The 17652-nt window shown below is 71.0% G+C and carries 14 protein-coding genes and 1 pseudogene; 9 read left to right on the forward strand and 6 right to left on the reverse strand.

Annotated features, from left to right (window positions below; translation table 11 throughout):
* Positions 1-71 precede the first annotated feature (71 nt).
* The 5 genes from KLK06_RS01900 to KLK06_RS01920 all read left to right on the forward strand — a co-directional run bounded on the left by KLK06_RS01900 (position 72) and on the right by KLK06_RS01920 (position 8024).
* Positions 72-1139 (forward strand): glycosyltransferase family 1 protein, encoded by a 1068-nt coding sequence (locus tag KLK06_RS01900; RefSeq protein WP_250904740.1) that lies wholly within the window; start codon positions 72-74, stop codon positions 1137-1139.
* Between the two features lie 20 nt (positions 1140-1159).
* Positions 1160-2251 (forward strand): NDP-sugar synthase, encoded by a 1092-nt coding sequence (locus KLK06_RS01905; protein WP_214633922.1) that lies wholly within the window; start codon positions 1160-1162, stop codon positions 2249-2251.
* A 298-nt stretch (positions 2252-2549) separates the two neighbouring features.
* A complete protein-coding gene (locus tag KLK06_RS01910; protein WP_214633923.1) occupies positions 2550-3482 on the forward strand; it encodes a DNA-3-methyladenine glycosylase in 933 nt (310 codons plus the stop codon).
* A 10-nt stretch (positions 3483-3492) separates the two neighbouring features.
* Positions 3493-6198: a bifunctional FO biosynthesis protein CofGH gene (locus KLK06_RS01915; RefSeq protein ID WP_214633490.1), complete on the forward strand. Its 2706-nt coding sequence runs from the start codon at positions 3493-3495 to the stop codon at positions 6196-6198.
* A gap of 80 nt (positions 6199-6278) precedes the next feature.
* Positions 6279-8024 carry a substrate-binding and VWA domain-containing protein gene (locus KLK06_RS01920; protein ID WP_308168060.1) on the forward strand — a complete coding sequence of 582 codons (1746 nt, stop codon included), beginning with the start codon at positions 6279-6281 and terminating at the stop codon, positions 8022-8024.
* Between the two features lie 55 nt (positions 8025-8079).
* On the opposite strand, the gene KLK06_RS01925 is transcribed toward KLK06_RS01920, so the two are convergent.
* The 3 genes from KLK06_RS01925 to cofD form a co-directional block, all read right to left on the reverse strand.
* On the reverse strand, positions 8080-8811 hold the full coding sequence (locus KLK06_RS01925; protein WP_214633491.1) for a lytic polysaccharide monooxygenase: 732 nt from the start codon (positions 8809-8811) through the stop codon (positions 8080-8082).
* Between the two features lie 78 nt (positions 8812-8889).
* Positions 8890-10263 carry a coenzyme F420-0:L-glutamate ligase gene (locus KLK06_RS01930; protein WP_214633492.1) on the reverse strand — a complete coding sequence of 458 codons (1374 nt, stop codon included), beginning with the start codon at positions 10261-10263 and terminating at the stop codon, positions 8890-8892.
* The gene (cofD, locus tag KLK06_RS01935; RefSeq protein ID WP_214633493.1) at positions 10260-11198 is read right to left on the reverse strand and encodes a 2-phospho-L-lactate transferase; all 939 of its coding nucleotides are present in this window, start codon (positions 11196-11198) and stop codon (positions 10260-10262) included. Before cofD ends, KLK06_RS01930 begins: the two co-directional genes overlap by 4 nt.
* Positions 11199-11391: 193 nt before the next feature.
* Between cofD and KLK06_RS01940 the strand changes: the two genes are divergently transcribed.
* The 4 genes and pseudogenes from KLK06_RS01940 to KLK06_RS62925 all read left to right on the forward strand — a co-directional run bounded on the left by KLK06_RS01940 (position 11392) and on the right by KLK06_RS62925 (position 15792).
* The gene (locus KLK06_RS01940) at positions 11392-13449 is read left to right on the forward strand and encodes a hypothetical protein (protein ID WP_214633494.1); all 2058 of its coding nucleotides are present in this window, start codon (positions 11392-11394) and stop codon (positions 13447-13449) included.
* Positions 13450-13771: 322 nt separating this feature from the next.
* Positions 13772-14032 carry a WhiB family transcriptional regulator gene (locus KLK06_RS01945; RefSeq protein WP_214633495.1) on the forward strand — a complete coding sequence of 87 codons (261 nt, stop codon included), beginning with the start codon at positions 13772-13774 and terminating at the stop codon, positions 14030-14032.
* 94 nt (positions 14033-14126) lie between these two features.
* Positions 14127-14786: pseudogene (locus tag KLK06_RS62920) on the forward strand (glycosyltransferase family 2 protein); the annotation flags it as partial.
* 433 nt (positions 14787-15219) lie between these two features.
* Positions 15220-15792, forward strand: a complete 573-nt coding sequence (locus tag KLK06_RS62925; protein WP_374197095.1) for a DUF5719 family protein — start codon at positions 15220-15222, stop codon at positions 15790-15792.
* Here KLK06_RS62925 and KLK06_RS01955 read toward each other — a convergent pair.
* The 3 genes from KLK06_RS01955 to KLK06_RS01965 form a co-directional block, all read right to left on the reverse strand.
* Positions 15752-16927 (reverse strand): methyltransferase domain-containing protein, encoded by a 1176-nt coding sequence (locus KLK06_RS01955; protein ID WP_308168061.1) that lies wholly within the window; start codon positions 16925-16927, stop codon positions 15752-15754. The genes KLK06_RS62925 and KLK06_RS01955 overlap by 41 nt on opposite strands.
* Complete coding sequence (locus KLK06_RS01960; protein WP_214633497.1) at positions 16927-17076, reverse strand: hypothetical protein; 150 nt, start codon at positions 17074-17076, stop codon at positions 16927-16929. The genes KLK06_RS01955 and KLK06_RS01960 overlap by 1 nt, the downstream gene beginning before the upstream one ends.
* Positions 17077-17183: 107 nt before the next feature.
* Positions 17184-17576 carry a metallopeptidase family protein gene (locus tag KLK06_RS01965; RefSeq protein ID WP_214633498.1) on the reverse strand — a complete coding sequence of 131 codons (393 nt, stop codon included), beginning with the start codon at positions 17574-17576 and terminating at the stop codon, positions 17184-17186.
* Positions 17577-17652 lie beyond the last annotated feature (76 nt).

Genomic DNA, 17652 nt, shown 5'->3' on the forward strand with positions numbered 1-17652 from the left:
GAGGGGAGAAGATCTTCGTAATGCCTCGAGTGCTCGTCGATGCCGCGGCGGTCCCCGCAGACCGTGGTGCGTTGATCAGATATGTGGACGGGCTCGTCGCCGGGCTCGACCGGGCCGGCGCCGACATCGCCGTGGTCTGCCAGCGGGCCGATGCCGACCGTTATGGGCGGCTTGCGCCCTCGGCGCGGATCATGCCGGGTCCTGTCGCCATCACCAACCGGGCCGCGAGGCTCGCCTGGGAGCAGACCGGAGTGCCGCTGCTCGCCCGCCAGGCGGGGGCGCAGGTCATCCACGCCCCCTACTACTCGATGCCGATCCGCTCCGGCCTGCCCACAGTGGTGACCGTGCACGACGTCACCTGGTTCACCGAGCCCGACCAGCACAGCGCGGTCCGGGCGTCGTTCTTCCGGTCCGCCACCCGCACCTCCGTGCGTCACGCCACCCGCGTGATCGTGCCGTCCAAGGCGACCAGGGACGAGCTGATCCGGGTGCTCGCCGCCGATCCGACCCGCATCGACGTCGCCTACCACGGCGTCGACCAGCAGCTCTTCCACCCGCCGGACGAGATCGAGATGCTCCGCGCGGCCACCAGGTGCGGCCTGCACGGCCAGTCGTACGTGGCCTTCCTGGGCGCGCTCGACCCGCGCAAGAACGTTCCCAACCTCATCCGCGGCTTCGCCATGGCCGTCAAGAGCCTGGACAAGCCGCCCGCGCTGGTGCTCGGTGGCGGGATCCACGAGGATGACGTCGACGCCGCCTGCCGGGAGGTCGAGGCCACGGTCAAGGTGGTGCGGCCGGGTTACCTGCGCGTTCCGGACCTGCCGGGGTTCCTCGGCGGGGCGGCCGTGGTGGCGTTCCCGTCGCGCGGCGAGGGGTTCGGGCTGCCCGTGCTGGAGGCGATGGCCTGCGGCGCGCCGGTGCTCACCACTCACCGCACCTCGCTGCCCGAGGTGGGCGGCGACGCCGTCGCCTACACCGAGCCCGACGTCGACAGCATCGCCCGCGAGCTGGGCCGGCTGCTCGCCTCTCCCGAACGGCGGCGGCAGCTCCGCGAGGCCGGTCTGGCCCGGGCCCGCGAATTCACTTGGGAGGCGTCCGTGGAGGCGCATCTCAGTTCCTATCAACGCGCAATTGAATAGTCAGATAACCTCACCGAGTGATGGAGAGCTCTTTGCCGGACCTCGAGGCGATCCTCCTGGTCGGGGGGCAGGGCACGCGCCTGCGTCCGCTGACACTGGGCACGCCCAAGCCGCTGTTGCCCACCGCCGGAGTGCCGTTCCTGGCACACCAGCTGGCCCGGGCCCGATCGTTCGGGGTTCGCCGGATCGTCTTCGCGACCTCGTACAAAGCATCGATGTTCGAGCCGGTCTTCGGCGACGGGTCGTCGTTCGGGCTCTCGATCGAGTACATGACGGAGGAGACGCCACTCGGCACCGGCGGGGCGATCCGCAATGCCGCCGAGGCGCTCAGCTCGGGTCCCGACGCCCCCGTGCTCATCCTCAACGGCGACATCCTGTCCGGTCACGACATAGGTGACCAGATACGCACTCACCTGCGGCGATCTGCCGCTGTAACGCTCCATTTGACAGAGGTCGACGACCCGACCCGGTTCGGCTGCGTGCCCACCGACGACGACGGGCGGGTGACGGCCTTCCTGGAGAAGACGCCCAACCCGGTGACCAACCGCATCAACGCGGGCTGCTACGTGTTCACCCGCTCGGTCATCGACCAGATTCCCCGGGGCGAGGTGGTGTCGGTCGAGCGGCAGACCTTCCCGGGGCTCATCGAGTCGGGCGAGCTCGTGCTGGGCTACGCCGACCGCACCTACTGGCTCGACGTCGGCACGCCCGCCGCCTTCGTCCGCGGCTCGCGCGACCTGGTGCTCGGCCTGCTCGCCTCGCCGGCCCTGCCCGGCCCGACGGGCGAATACCTGGTGCTCGACGGCGCGGTGGTCTCACCGGAGGCCAAGGTGCAGGGCGGCTCCACGGTGGGCGCGCGGGCCGTGGTCGAGGCGGGGGCCTCGGTGGTGGGCAGCGTGCTGAGCGACGACTGCGTGATCCACTCGGGCGCGACCGTCACGGACTCGGTGGTGGGCCGGGGGGCGCGGGTGTGCGCGGGCGCGGTGGTGTGCGACGCCGTGATCGGTGACGGCGCGGTGGTGGGCGAGGGCAACGAGCTCCAGGCGGGGGTGCGGATCTGGCCGGGCATCGAGCTTCCTGAGCGCGCGGTCCGCTATTCGAGCGACGTCTGATTTCTGGCGGAAAATCCCTTTTTTCCTGTACGGCAAGCGGTGGACACCCGCCGCCCGCCGTACAGGGCTGGGGCCTCCAGGAATACGGCCGCTGAGCCCGCACATGGCCGGGCGCCGATACGCGCGCCCGTGACAGGGGGGCCACCGGCGCCCCGAGGCGTATCGGGACGGCACCTCATGACGGCCCCCCGGCACCCGGAGGTGGCGGCCCCCGGCGCCCCGAGGCAGAGCCGGGCGGTACCTCACGACGGGGGCCCCGGCACCCCGAGGTGGATTCGGGCGGCAGACTGGTCGGGTGATGGAGCGTTGGTGGGTGCCCGAGCAGGCGCTGGATGTGGGCCTCGTGCTGGGGCCCCATCGGCGTGGCACTGGTGATCCCACTTGGCGTGCCGCGCACGACGGCGCCGTCTGGCGTACCTCCCGTACCCCCGATGGGCCCGGCACGCTGCGGGTGGGCGTGCGGGCGGGCAGTGTGCACGGACAGGCTTGGGGGCCGGGTGCCGAGTGGCTCCTTGAGGGGCTGCCCGCTCTGCTCGGGGCCGAGGACGACGCGTCGGGGTTCAGCGTCCGGCACGCCGTGCTGGAGGACGTGGCCAGGAAGCACGCGGGGCTGCGCATCGGCAGGACCGGCCGGGTCATGGAGGCGCTGGTGCCTGCCGTGCTCGAACAGAAGGTCGTCGGGCGGGAGGCCTGGCGGGCCTGGCGGTGGCTGCTGAACCGCTATGGGGAGCCTGCTCCGGGACCCGCGCCCGAGGGGATGCGGGTCGTGCCCGAGGCGAGTGTGTGGCGGGAGGTGCCGTCCTGGCACTGGCATCGGGCCGGCGCCGAGGCCGTACGCGCCAGGACCATCGCCACCGCCGCCTGGCACGCCGACAAGCTGGAGGCCGCCGCCACCAGTGAGGAGCTCGACCGGCTGCTGCGGGCCCTGCCGGGGGTCGGGGTGTGGACGTCGGCGGAGGTGCGGCAGCGGGCCTTCGGCGATCCCGACGCCGTGAGCGTGGGCGACTTCCACCTGGCCAAGCTGGTGGGCTACGCGCTGACCGGCGAGAAGACCGACGATCCGGGCATGATGCGGCTACTGGAGCCGTACAAAGGGCACCGCCACCGGGCGACGGTCCTGATCTGGCTCACCGGGCTGCGCCCGCCCGCGCGCGGTCCGCGAATGCCGGTCCGCGACTACCGGGGCCTTCTGACCTGCCCTAGGTGCGGGCCGCGAACTCAGCCCACGTAGTGTGCCCGTTATGAGTCTCGTCAGTGATTCCGCACTTCGCCGTGCTCTCGCCCGGGCCCGCGACGGCAAGACCCTCGACGTCACCGAGGCGGCCGTGCTGCTCCACGCCCGCGATGAACACCTTGACACGCTGCTCGAACACGCCTCGCGGGTCCGGGATGCCGGATTGACGGCGATCGGCCGGGAGGGCGTCATCACCTACAGCAGGAAGGTGTTCATCCCGCTGACCAGGCTCTGCCGGGACCGTTGTGGTTACTGCACGTTCGCGACCGCGCCGAACAAGCTGCCCGCGCCGTTCCTGAGCCCCGACGAGGTGCTGGAGATCGCCGCGCAGGGGGCGGCGCTGGGGTGCAAGGAGGCGCTGTTCACGCTGGGGGACCGGCCCGAGGACCGCTGGCACCAGGCCCGCGAGTGGCTTGACGCGCACGGCTACGACGACACGCTGTCGTACGTGCGCGCGATGTCGATCAGGGTGCTGGAGGAGACCGGGCTGCTCCCGCACCTGAACCCCGGCGTGCTGAGCTGGCGCGACCTGCAGCGGCTCAAGCCGGTCGCGCCGTCGATGGGCATGATGCTGGAGACGACCTCGCGGCGGCTGTTCGAGGAGAAGGGGGAGGCCCACTACGGCTCCCCAGACAAGGACCCGGCCGTACGCCTGCGCGTGCTGGAGGACGCGGGCCGCTCGAACGTGCCGTTCACCACCGGGATCCTGATCGGCATCGGCGAGACCATCGAGGACCGGGCCGAGTCGATCTTCGCGATCCGGCGGGTGGCGCGCGAGTACGGCGGTGTCCAGGAGGTCATCGTGCAGAACTTCCGCGCCAAGCCCGACACCGCCATGCGCGGCCTGCCCGACGCCGACCTGCAGGAACTGGCCGCCACGATCGCGGTCGCCCGGCTCGTACTGGGGCCCCGGGTGCGGCTGCAGGCTCCGCCGAACCTGGTCGACGCCGAGTACGAGCTGATGATCCGGGCCGGGATCGACGACTGGGGCGGGGTGTCGCCGCTGACGCCCGACCACGTCAACCCGGAACGGCCATGGCCGCAGATCGACGACCTGGCGGCGCGGACCCGGGAGGCGGGGTTCGTGCTGCGGGAGCGGCTGACGATTTATCCGGAATATGTGTTGGCGGGGGAGCCTTGGCTGGATCCTCGGCTGTTCGGGCACGTGGCGGCATTGGCGGATCCGGTCACCGGGCTGGCTCGGGAGGATGCTGTTCTCCAGGGGCGGCCGTGGCAGGAGCCGGATGGGGGATTCACCTCGGCTGGGCGGACCGATCTGCACGTCGCCGTGGACAGGGAGGGGCGCACCAACGATCGGCGGGACGACTTCGACAACGTCTACGGCGACTGGGACGCACTGCGCGAACGCCTGGACCCCGCCGCACGCATGGCGCCGCCCTCCGCCGACCACCTCCTCGCCGCACCGGCGCCGGGAGAGCGGGCCGTAACGGAGCAGGGAGACTCGGGCGTACCCGATCCCGGGCAGGGAGAGCACGCCGTACCCGGTCGGGGGGCGGGGGCCGTGCGGACGGCTGGGGGACACACGCCCTCTGAAGTGCGGGCGGCGTTGCGGCGGGCGGAGGCGGATCCGGCGGGGTTGAGTGAGGCCGAGGCCGTGGCGTTGCTGTCGGCCGACGGCGGGGCGCTCGACGAGCTGGCCCGCATCGCCGACGACCTGCGCGGGCAGGCGGTCGGCGACGAGGTGACGTACGTCGTCAACAGGAACATCAACTTCACCAACGTCTGCTACACCGGCTGCCGCTTCTGCGCGTTCGCCCAGCGCAGGACCGATGCCGACGCCTACACGCTGAGCCTCGACCAGGTGGCCGACCGCGCCGAGGAGGCGTGGCGGGCCGGGGCGACCGAGGTGTGCATGCAGGGCGGCATCCACCCCGACCTTCCGGGCACCGCGTACTTCGACCTCGCCAAGGCGGTCAAGGCCAGGACGCCGGGGATGCATGTGCACGCGTTCTCCCCGATGGAGGTCATCAACGGCGCCAGCCGGACGAACCTTTCCATCGAGGACTGGCTGCACGCGGCCAAGGAGGCGGGGGTCGACTCGCTGCCGGGCACGGCGGCGGAGATCCTCGACGACGACGTCCGCTGGGTGCTCACCAAGGGCAAGCTGCCCACCAGGGAGTGGATCGACGTCGTCACCACCGCGCACCGGGTGGGCATCCCGACCACGTCCACGATGATGTACGGCCACGTGGACACCCACGTGCACTGGGTCAGGCACATCAAGCTGATCAGGCGGCTGCAGGAGGAGAGCGGCGGGTTCTCGGAGTTCGTGCTGCTGCCGTTCGTGCACACCAGCTCGCCGATCTACCTGGCGGGCGTCGCCCGGCCGGGGCCGACCGCGCAGGAGAACCGGGCCGTGCACGCGCTGGCCAGGATCCTGCTGCACGGCGCCATCGCGAACATCCAGTGCTCCTGGGTCAAGCTCCAGGACGACCTGTGCCACCAGGTGCTCCAGGGCGGGGTGAACGACCTCGGCGGCACGCTGATGGAGGAGACCATCAGCCGCATGGCCGGGTCGGAGAACGGCTCGTACAAGACGATCAGCGAGCTGCGCGCGATGGTCGAGATCACCGGCCGGCCGGTCAGGCAGCGGACGACGGATTACGGCCGCCCGGACGGCGAGCGGCTGGCCGCGTCGGCGGCCAGCGACGGTGTCTGCCAGAGCGTCAGACGGGTGCTGCCGATGGCTTAGATATAACAAGTTCTACTGACTCTTGCGCCGGCCGTGGGAGGCGCTGGGAGAATCGGCAGTCCCCTGGAGAGAGGTGCACCGTGCGGCTGGGTCGACACCGCGCAGCGCTGCCCGCCGAGCAGCGTCGCAGGAAGGCACTGCAACGCGGCCTGCTGGCGGGGGCGGCGGCGCTGGCCATCGTCACCGCCACCGTGGTCGTCCTCTTCGGCGGAGGTGGCGCGCTGTGTACGACACGAGAGCCTGTTCTGGTCAGCGTGGCCGCCGCGGTGGACGTGGCTCCGGCGGCCATGGAGGCGGCCGGACGGTTCAACGACGAGAAAAACACGGTCGGCGGCCGGTGCGTGCTCGTCCAGGTCACCGAGCAGCCCCCGGCCACCGTGCTGCGCACGCTGATCGGCGATCGGGCGGGGGTGCTGCGCGAGCGGCCCGACGGCTGGATCGCCGACTCCTCCGCCTGGATCCGGCTGGCCCGCAAGCAGGGCGCGAGCGCGTTACCGGCGGGTGAGAGCGTGGTGGCGACGTCGCCGCTGGTGTTCGCCACGCGGTCCTCGCTGGCGCAGCGCTTCTCCGTCGGCAAGACCGAGATGAACTGGCGGATGGTGTTCCCCTCGACCGTGCGGGGACGGCTCACGCCCAACGCGAACGAGCCCGACATCGTGCGGGTCCCCGACCCGTCGCTGGCCGGCGCGGGCATCGCCACGGTCGCCGCCGCCAGGGACGTCGTGGGCAACGGGCCCGAGGCCGACAAGGCGCTGACCGCGTTCGTCCGCTGGGCGCAGGCGGGCTCGGCGCCCGACTACCGCTCGATGCTGGCCGCCGTGGACGACCACACGTTCTGGAAGCGGCCGGTGGTCATCGTGCCCGAGCAGTCGGTGTGGACGCACAACCTGCAGCCGTCGGCCGACCCGGTCGTCGCGCTGCGTCCGCGTGAGGGCACGATCAACCTCGACTACCCGTACGTCGTCACCGCCACCGACCCCACGGTGGCCGAGGCCTCGACGCTCTTCGCCGACTGGCTGCGCGGCTCCGAGGCCCAGGATCTCGTACGGCGGGCCGGGTTCCACTCGGGCGACGGCGCGCTGGGCCCGGTCTCGCCGGGGCCGGAGATCCCGACGGGCGCCCCGAAGACCAGGCCCTCGGTGTCGCCCGAGGACATCGACGAGGCCCTGCAGGCGTGGAGCAGGCTGGCGCCGCCGACGAACATCCTGGTGCTGGCCGACACCTCCAAGCACATGGCTGAGAAGCTGAAGGGCACCACCCGGCTGGGCGTCGCGCTGGCCGCGGCCAAGATCGGGCTGCGCCTCTTCCCCGACTCCACGCACATGGGGCTGTGGGAGTTCGCCGACGGGCTCGGGCAGGCCAAGGGCTACCAGCCGCGCGTCGGGCTCGGGCCGATCAACCGCCCCGAGACCGGCCAACTGGTCCGGAGGAGCGTACTCGACGAGCTCACCACCACGATCACCGCGCACCCCGACCGCGACAGCTCGCTCTATGACGCGATACTCGGCGGCTTCCACGAGGTCGCCGGCCATTATCGCGAGGAGATGAACAACACGCTCCTGGTGATCACCGCGGGCAAAGACGACGGCCGCGGCACCCGGCTGCCGCAGCTCCTCGACAAGCTCCACGCGGAGTGGAACCCCAACAAGCCCATTCAGATCGTCATCATCGCCTTCGGCAGCGTGGACCGGGTCAGCCTGTCCGGCATCACGGCCGCCACGAACGGCTCCCTGCACGTCGCCCAGCAGCCCGACGAGATCATCGACGTCTTCCTCGCCGCGCTGGCCCGCCGCCTGTGCCACCCCACCTGCAAGCCGAGCACGTGATGAGGGGGCGCCGGGATCTCCCGGCGCCCCCTCGCTCGCACGTGCCCTCAACGGGCTAGACGCGCTGCCAGAGCGCGGGCACGTTCGGCGGCTCCCAGCCGGGGAGCGAGGTGTGCGCCTGGATGCACTTGTACGACAGCCCGGCGTAGGTGACCTGCGCGCCTATCGCGTACGCGACATACGGCGCCCAGGTGCCGGCGGGCACGGTCGGGGTCGGGGTCGGTGTGGGCGTCGGGGTGGGCGTCGGCGTCGGCGTGGGGGTCGGGGTCCCGCTTCCGCCGCCGAAGCTCAGGTCGACGCAGGCGTAGAAGGCGTTGGGCGTGTCGGCGACGTTCCAGATCGCCAGGACCTTCTGCCGACCGGTGTAGCCGGAGAAGTTCACGGTGTGGGAGAGCGTCGCCGGTGGCTGGGCGCCTCCCTGGCTGAACGAGGCGACCCGGGTGTTGCCGATGTAGTACTCCCAGGTGGTGGTGGCGTGCCTGGCGGTGAGCGTCCAGTTGAAGGTCACCGTGTTGCCGACCGACGTGACGGGCCAGGGCTTGCTCTCGTCGCTGAGCTGGGCGAACCGGGCGACGTTGCCGTGGCAGTTACGCAGCCCCTTCGGCCCTTCCACGCTCTGCGGCTCGTAGATGATCTCGCCGCAGTCGGGCACCTTGCCCTGCGCGCAGAACGCCTGGCGGCTGGGCGGCGAGTTGATGTAGCCGTGCGCCAGGGCCGGCTCGGCGACGTAGACCGTGGCGGCGATCGAGATCACCGCCACGGTGAGTAACGTGAGCATCCTTCGCATGGATTGGCTCCTTTACATGGGGGGATGCTTCGAATGTAAAGGAAACTTTATTAACGGTAAATGGTCATTGACTGCCTGTCAGCGCGTGAGGATGAAGTCCTGCGGATCGCGGGGCGGGCGGTCACGGGGCGGGGCCGCGGCGTGGCCCACCGCGACGCAGCCCATCGGGTCCCACGACTCCGGCAGGTCGAGCACCTCGCGCACCACCGGGCGGCAGAACATCGTGGACGACACCCACGCCGAGCCGAGTCCCTCCACGGCCAACTGGATGAGGAAGTTCTCGACGCCCGCGCCCGTCGCCACGATGAACATCTCGCGCTCGGAGGCGTTGCGCCGGTCGTCACGGTAGGTGTGGGAGCCCTCCATCACCAGGCACGGCACGACCAGATAGGGGGCGTTGCGCAGCACGTCGCCGCGCCTGACCCGCTTGGTGATCGACTGCTCGGTGAACCCGTCGGCCCGCAGGTCGGCGATCCAGGCGTCGCGCATGGCGTCGAGCAGCTTCACCTTCGTCTCCGCCGACTCGACGAGCACGAATCGCCAGGGGGTCGTGTGGTGCGGCGCCGGGGCGGCGATGCCCGCCGCCACCGCCCGCCGTACCGCGTCGGAGTCCACGGGGTCGGCGGAGAACTCCCTGATCGTACGGCGGGCGAACACCACGTCCCGCGAGCCGAAGCGGAACAGGTCCTCGTCGGCCGGGCGGACCAGCGCCCGTACCCCCGGCCCGTCCTCCTCGGTCACCAGGTGGGACAGGCCGCGTACGACGGCCACGGGCACGCCCGCGAGCTTGCCCTTGACCAGCTCGGCGGCGGCGGCGATCTCGTCGATCAGCGCGGTCACGGTGGCGTTGAGCGGGTTGCCGTGGGTGTCGGTGCCGCCGCGCAGGTCTTCGAGCGGGGTCACGCCGGCGGCGCCGATGGCCACGTCGGTCAGGCCGTGGCGCCACGGGCGGCCGAACGTGTCGGAGACGATCACACCCACCCGCGCGCGGGCCGCCAGAGCCGCCCTGATGCGGCGGGCGGAGGCGTCGGAGTCCTCGGGGAGCAGCAGGACCGTGCCCGGGGCGGTGTTGGAGGCGTCGACCCCGGCGGCGGCCATGACGAAGCCGTGGCGGGTCTGCGAGATGACGGTGTCGCCGCGCCTGGCCACGACGCGCTCGGTCTCGTCGGCGATGGCGGCCGCGCGGTCGGGGGCCTGCCGGACGCGGCCCTCGGCCTTGCTCACGATCTTGGAGGTGATGACGAGGATGTCGCCGTCGCGCAGGTCGGCACCGCCGAGAAGGGCCGCGATGTCGTCACCGGGCCGCACCTCACCGATCCCCGGGACCCCGAACACCTCGACCCGCCCGGGCAACTGGCTCGCCGCGTCCGCCGGGTCGACCGGGTCCGCCGGGTCCGCCGGGTCCGCCGGGTCCGCCGGGTCTGTGGGGTCGGTCGGGCCGGTAAGGGTCATCGGGCGAGCTCCAGGGCCAGGTCGAGGGCGGCGCGGGCGATGTCGGCCGCCGCGTCGGCGTCATGCATGATCAGCGGCCGGGCCGTCACCCTGACTCCGTCGAGGGCGACGCCGGAGTCCTCCTCAGCGACCAGCCAGCCGTCGATCAGCTCCGTGCCGTACAGGTCGAGCACCGCCTGGGCGCTCGTCTCGACGCCGATCGCGGTGAGGCAGGCGTCGGCCATGCCGCGCACCGGCGCCCCGCCGATGATGGGAGAGACGCCCACCACGGTCTTGGCCAGCAGCGCGTCGCGGATGCCCGGCACCTGCAGGATCGTGCCGATGCTCACCACCGGGTTGGACGGCGGCAGGATCACCACGTCGGCCTCCGCTATGGCCTCCAGCACGCCGGGGGCGGGCTTGGCGGTCTCGACCCCGACCAGCCCGATCGACTCGGCGGGGATGGAGGCGCGCAGTCGTACCCACCACTCCTGGAAGTGGATCGCCCGCCGCCCGCGCTCGTCGGAGATGACCACGTGCGTCTCGCAGCGGTCGTCGCTCATCGGCAGCAGTCGCACGCCCGGCTGCCAGCGCGCGCACAGCGCCTCGGTGATCTGGGAGAGCGGGTAGCCGGCCTCCAGCATCTGGGACCGGACGATGTGCGTGGCGAAGTCGCGGTCGCCCAGCCCGAACCACTGCGGCTCGACCCCGTAGGCCGCCAGCTCCTCCTTGACGGCGTGGGACTCCTTGGCGCGGCCCCAACCCTGCTCCTCGTCGATGCCGCCGCCCAGGGTGTACATGACGGTGTCGAGGTCGGGGCAGACGCGCAGGCCGAACAGGGTGATGTCGTCACCCGTGTTGCCGATGACGGTGATCTGGGCGTCGGGGGCCGTCGCCCGCAGGCCACGCAGGAAGCGGGCGCCGCCGATGCCGCCGGCGAGGGTCACGATGTGCATGCGGACCAGTCTTGCACCGGCCTCCGACACGCCTGTCTCGGGAGCCAGCTTTACAACGCTTCGGTCTCCGAAAAACCCTGCAAATAGGGCCTAACTGGGACGTCTAGCACGTAAATGGTTGCTCGGACCCCCGCCGTCAAAGGCGGCGATGTGGCACACTCCCTTCGGGCTAAAGGGTCCGATGGGGGTACTTGTGAGCAAACTTGACGTCACCCGGCTGAGGGAGCCGGCCGCCTGGCTCATGCTCGCCGGTGGCGGGCTGAACATCCTCGTGGCCATCGGCAAGGTGCTCGTCAGCTCCTCGGGCTCGCTGTCCGCCGACCTCGCCCTCTCCTTCGCCGACCGCGCCTTCAGCAACTTCGGGAACTTCACCAGCCCCGTCACGACGGCGCTGCTCCTCGGCTCGGTGCTGCTGCTCGCCAAGGTCGGCCCACCGTCGCCCCAGGCCAAGCCGGTCGCGTTCGGCGCGGCGGCCATGCTCGGCATCGCCACCCTGTTCGGCGCGATCACGTTGGTGCTCGGGCTCTTCGCGGGCAACGGTGCGCGGTTGACGGCGGAGTTCGTGCTCAGGGGGGTGCCGGTGCTCGCCCTGACGGGCATCGCGCTGGTCTACCTGCTCCCCCTGGTCCTCCCCGACCGTCCCGCCGTCCAGCCGCCCCAGCAGGGGTACGGCCAGCAGTTCCCCAACGCCCCCTACGGCCAGCAACCCCCCATCCAGCAGCCGTACGGCGAGCAGCCGCCTTTCACTGGCGGCCCGGCGGAGCAGCAGGGCTACGGCCAGCAGCCGCCGAGTTACGGCGGCCAGCCTGAGCAGCCCGGTTATGCCCAGCAGCCGCCGAGCTACGGCGGTCCGGCGGAGCAGGTCGGGTACGGCCAGCAGCCGCCCAGCGTCGGCGGTCAGCCGGACGGCCAGGGTGGTCCGGCCGGGCAGCCGGGTTACGGTCAGCAGCCGCCGAGCTATGGCGGCCAGCCTGAGCAGGTCGGTTACGGCCAGCAGCCGCCGAGCTTCGGTGGTCAGCCGGATGGCCAGGGTGGTCCGGCCGGGCAGCCGGGCTATGGTCAGCAGCCGCCGAGTTATGGTGGCGCGCCCGAGCAGCCCGGCTATGTTCAGCAGCCGCCGAGCTATGGCGGCCAGCCTGAGCAGCCCCCCTATGTCCAGCAGCCGGCCTCGACGCCCCAGCCGGCCGCCGCCGCGTTCCCCGCCGCGGCCGACCAGAATCACGGCCAGCCAGACCAGGGCTTCCCCCAGCCCCAGCCCGGCTTCGGCCAGACGGATCCGAGCTTCCCCCAGCCGAAGCCCGAGTACCAGCCCGCCCCCTACGTCCCCGCGGACAGCCAGCCGAACGCATTCGGGCAGCCGTACAACACACCGGACAACCAGGCGGTCCCGTACATCACGGCGGACAGCCAGTCCAACGCGTACGCCCCGGCCGAAAGTCAGGCGAACACGTACCAGTCCATCGACAGCCAGCCCAACGCGTACGCCCCGGCAGCGAACCCACCGAACACCTACACCCCCGCGGACAGCCTGCCCAACACGTACGCCCCGGCCGACAGCCAGGCGAACGCGTACCAGACCGTCGACAGCCAGCCCAACCCCTTCGCACCCATCGACAAGCCGAACCCGTGGGCGCCCGCCGACCAGCCCCCGCCCCTGCCCGCGTCGCAGCCGCAGCCCCAGTTCGGCCAGCAGCCCTACGTTCCCAACGCCTTCGACCAGCAGAGCCAGCCGCAGGGCCAGCCCTTCACCGGCTTCTCGGGCCAGGAGTACGCCACCCCGGCCGCCTACCAGGAGCCAGACCCCCCGGTGGACCCGCGTTCCCAGCAACTCCTGGACGCTTACCAGCAGGCCGAGACGTACCAGCACTCGAACGGCGGCGCGCCCGACCTCCGCGTCCCCGACTATGCGAGCCAGCAGCAGGCCAGGCCGTACGACGACCCCTTCGGGCACCCGCAGCTCCAGCAGCCGGGCTACCCGCCGCAACCCCCCGCCCACCAGGCCCCGCCGCCCGCCCACCAGGCCCAGTACGAGCCCCAGCCGGTTCAGTACGAGCCGCAGCCGGCTCAGTACGAGCCGCAGCCCTACCAGCCGCACCACCAGGCGCCGGGATGGAACGAGCCCCCGACGGAGTCGACGGTCCGGCTTGACCAGTCGATGTTCCGGGGCGACGCGCTGGGCGATGCGCCCGGGCAGGGAGACGACCCGATCGACCCCACGGCCATATACGCCCCTAACGAGCCACGCAGGTAAGAGTCCGTTAAAGCACGGCTAGAGAGAAGGTGGGCCACGGGCGGGTGTCTTTCCTGCCCTGGTACGGTTCGGACCGCTGACAGACATTCCAACACACCAGGCCAGAGCCACGGATCGAGGGCGTAGGCCAGGGTGCGAACATCACATGCCATGCACACCGGGGCGAGATCTGGTCTTTCCCCGGATACCGGCATGCCGCTTGACGCCACGTACGGCACACGCGTGTAATTACAACCATGTTGTTACGCCTTCCTGTGGGTGGGTAGTAAGGAAGGCGTTCCATGGGGGGCTCCATTGCGGGCGGGCGGCAGGGAGGTGTGCAGTGACCGATCTGGTCATCGCACAAGATGAGCTTGACGCTGAAGAACTCGGCTGGCAGGAGCGTGCGTTGTGCGCTCAGACGGATCCGGAGGCGTTCTTCCCGGAGAAAGGCGGCTCCACCCGAGAGGCCAAGAAGGTCTGCCGATCGTGCGAAGTACGTGCGGAGTGCCTTGAGTACGCACTCGAACACGATGAGCGGTTCGGCATCTGGGGTGGGCTGTCCGAGCGGGAGCGCAGAAGGATCAAGCGAGAGGCCGTTTAGGGATATAAAGAGAAGGGGTCACGCGGTCTGCCGTGTGACCCTTTTTCGCATGTATGGTGGGCGCGCCTGATCCACTCCTCAGGAGTCACGCCCGATGCGCCGTCACTTCGTCACCGCGATCGTCGTCGCCCACGACGGCGGGCGCTGGCTCGGGGAGACCCTGCAGGCGGTGCTGGGCCAGAGCCGCAGACCGGACCGTCTGGTCGGCGCCGACAACGGCAGCAGGGACGGCTCGGCCGACGTGCTGGTCAAGGCGCTCGGCTCCGGCAACGTGCTGAAACTGCCCCGCTCCACCGGGTTCGGCGAGGCGGTCGCCGAGGTGCTCGGCAAGTTACCCGACGGCGGCCAGGACGAGTGGATCTGGCTGCTCCACGACGACTGCGCCCCCGATCGCCGCGCGCTCGAAATGCTGCTGCACGAGGCCCAGCACAGCCCCAAAGCGGCGGTACTCGGCCCGAAGCTCCGCGACTGGCTGGACCGCAGACGGCTGCTCGAGGTCGGCGTGACCGTCGACCGCACCGGGCGCAGGGACACCGGCCTGGAGCCCCGGGAGTTCGACCAGGGACAGCACGACGGCACCCGCGAGGCGCTGTCGGTCTCCACGGCGGGCATGCTGATCCGCCGCGAGGTGTGGGACGAGGTCGGCGGCCTGGACCCGTTCTTCCCCCTCTTCCGCGACGACCTCGACCTCTGCTGGCGGGTGCGTAACGCCGGGCACCGGGTGCTGGTCGTCACCACGGCGGTCGCCTGGCACGCCGAGGCGGCGACCCGCAGGCGGCGGCCCATCACGGTCAGCGGCGACCATCCGCGCAGGCTCGACCGGCGTAACGCGATCTTCGTCGTCATGGCGAACCTGCCGTTCCGCGCGCTGCTGGGGGCGCTGATCCGGAACGTCTTCGGCTCGTTCCTCCGCACGCTGCTCTATGCCGTCGGCAAGCAGCCCGCCAACGCGCTGGACGAGATGGTCGCGTTCGGCTCGATCCTGATCCACCCGATCCGGCTGCTCAAGGCCCGCCGCGTCCGCCGCCATGGTCGCAAAAAGGGATATATCAGGATTAAGCGGTTGCTGACGCCGCGAGGCGCGGCCTACCGGCGGCTGGTCGACATGGTCCAGAGCTTCCTCGCCGGAGAGGGACCCGTCGGCTCGGAAGCTGCTGGTCGCCGCCCCGGGCGACGCCGACGCGACCGTGGCCATCCAGGCGGTGACCGAGGACGCCGCGTACGCGATGAAGGGCCGCGAGTCCATCGACGTCCCCGCCGGCAGCGTGGGCGCGCTCGACGTGACCACCGGCATCGGCGGGGAGGCGGCGGCGCTCGTGCTGACGTCGCCGACGCCCGTCGTGGCCGGCGTCGTCGTCACGGGCACGGGCGACAAACCGGATGTGGCGTTCACAGCCGGGACCCCGCCGCTCGACCTGGGCAGTGCGGTGGCGGCCAACGGCGCGGGGTCCCGGCTGGTGCTCACGGCGCCGGGGGCGGCGGGCCGGGTCAGCGTGCAGATCGTGCCGGACCGCGGCCCTGCCGGGCAGCCGTTCGTGGTGGACGTGCCCGCCGGGCGGACCAGGAACGTGCCGCTCAAGGGCAAGGGGGAGTTCGGGGTGGTGGTCACTCCGGTATCGGGGGAGGTGTACGGGGGGCGGGTGACGGAGGAGCGGCTGAAGAGCGGACTGCTGATCACCGAGCAACCGTTGGCACCCGCCCGGACCTGGACTCTGCTCCCTAAGCTGACGGACACATCGACCGTTGTGGTTCCCCGATAGGAGTGCCGTCCAGGCATATCTGCTGGCCTTCAGGAGTGACCTTCATGCCGAACCGGTCGCGGTCGGGCTCGCCCCAGCTCACCCAGCGGAAATAGGCGTCGGTGACCTCGTCCCACAGGGGCCGGTCGCCGACCTGGTAGACCTCGTACTCCTCGGTGTTCGGCCGCCACTCGGCCACGGCCCAGGAGTACGCGCTTGAGGGGTCGGACACCCACATCCGGTACATCTCCCCGTCCTCGTCCGGTTCCGCGCTGCCGTTCGAGGTCAGGCCGGTCAGCGTCGAGATGGCGAGGTCCGCCCCGGGCGGAGCGTAGGCGATCGTGCGGGGGTCGATGCGCGTGGTGAAGTGGTGCTTGTCCTCCGGGCCGCGCGCCGGGCGGTCCAGGACGGGACGCTGGGAGCGCATCATCATGTACGAGGCGAAGCCGGGGAAGAAGCCGTATGCGGTGCCGTCCGGCGCGACGACGAGCCGCAGGGCGTGGTTGTGGCCGAACCCGGGGCAGTAGGGCAGCACGATCTCCCCACCAGGGCGGCACTGCTCCACCCAGGCGTATGGCACCGTGCGGATGCCACAGGTGACGTGAACCCGATCGAACGGTGCCCGCTCCGGGCAGCCGACCGCGCCGTCGCCGACGATCAGGTGCGGGTGCACGCCGGCCTCACTCAGGTTCTTGGCGGCCTGCTCCGCCACCACAGGATCGATGTCGATCGAGGTCACGTTCTCCTCGCCGACGAGATGGGACAGCAGAGCGGCGGTCCAGCCGGTGCCCGTGCCGATCTCCAGCACCCGGCGGCCTGGCACTGTGTCCAGGAGGTGGAGCAGGTAGGCGACGGTGCTCGGCGCTGAGGCCGAGGAGGAGTAGCCGCCTTCTATGGCTCTGAGGTCGGTGGCTCCATCGTCAAGCTGGGTGACGATGGAGTGAGGCGAGTAGACCGCCTCCCACCAGGCGTCCGGGTCGGCGTCGCGGTCGATGATGTACGCGCTGCCGGGGGTAGTCGGTACAGGGAGCCCGACCGTAGGGATGAACAGGTGACGGGGCACCGCGCGGATCGCCTCTTTGGCGCGTGGTCCGATGTCGTCGAACTCGTCGAGGTGCTCGATCAGGCGCTCGATCCCCTGCGCCGTGTCGTCCACTACTTCTTGCCGCCCTTCTTCGGGTCGGCGCTGTGCGAGCCTTTGGGGGTGTGGTTGTGGTCCTCATTGGATCCGGATCCCCGGGCCGCGGCGGATTTCGGATCGAGGTCCTCGTCCTTCGGGCTGTCGGGCTTCTCGTGCCTGCCCATGGATGCTCTCCTTCGCATCGAATGAACACTCACGGTAACTGTATGGCTACTCTCTGCAACCAGGCAAGCGAGTGCCAAACTTTCGCCCGACAGGCCGATCTTCATGGTCAGCGGCGGTCGTCGTAGCCCGGATCGACGGTCTCCGGTGACAGCCCGAGGAGCGTGGCCACCTGCTCGACCACCGTGTCGTGCACCAGCGCCCCCAGCGTGTCGCGGTCGCGGGCGCGGGCCTCGAGCGGTCGCCGGTAGACGACGACCGCGGCCGGGTCCTGGCCGCGCGCGACGTCGGCGCGTCCGAACGGGATCGGCTCGGAGCCGGTGCTGGGCCCGTCGCCGAGCTCACTCAGCGGCGGCACCTCCTCGACCGCGAACTCCACCGCCGCCAGTTGCTTGCCCCACTGCGGCCGGAGCCGGTCGACCGCGTCGAGCACCAGGTCGTCGAATCGTTCGCTGCGCGATCTGGCGATCGGCACGTGGGAAGGGGCGAGGGGGCCGCGCATGCCGCGACCGTGCCGGTCACGCCGTCTGGGGCCACGCCGTTGGTTCACACGGCAAGTGTACGGGGAGGAGGCTTCA

Origin of the sequence: Nonomuraea sp. NEAU-A123 (assembly GCF_018603905.1) — a bacterium.
Lineage (GTDB): Bacteria > Actinomycetota > Actinomycetes > Streptosporangiales > Streptosporangiaceae > Nonomuraea.

Coding starts and splice junctions, on each gene's coding strand:
- cofD (WP_214633493.1), bottom strand. CDS start 11,198: ATGCACATCGTGACCCTCGCCGGCGGCATCGGCGGCGCCCGCTTCCTG.
- KLK06_RS01925 (WP_214633491.1), bottom strand. CDS start 8,811: ATGCGAAGGATGCTCACGTTACTCACCGTGGCGGTGATCTCGATCGCC.
- KLK06_RS01930 (WP_214633492.1), bottom strand. CDS start 10,263: ATGACCCTTACCGGCCCGACCGACCCCACAGACCCGGCGGACCCGGCG.
- KLK06_RS01910 (WP_214633923.1), top strand. CDS start 2,550: ATGGAGCGTTGGTGGGTGCCCGAGCAGGCGCTGGATGTGGGCCTCGTG.
- KLK06_RS01960 (WP_214633497.1), bottom strand. CDS start 17,076: ATGGGCAGGCACGAGAAGCCCGACAGCCCGAAGGACGAGGACCTCGAT.
- KLK06_RS01965 (WP_214633498.1), bottom strand. CDS start 17,576: ATGCGCGGCCCCCTCGCCCCTTCCCACGTGCCGATCGCCAGATCGCGC.
- KLK06_RS01915 (WP_214633490.1), top strand. CDS start 3,493: ATGAGTCTCGTCAGTGATTCCGCACTTCGCCGTGCTCTCGCCCGGGCC.
- KLK06_RS01905 (WP_214633922.1), top strand. CDS start 1,160: ATGGAGAGCTCTTTGCCGGACCTCGAGGCGATCCTCCTGGTCGGGGGG.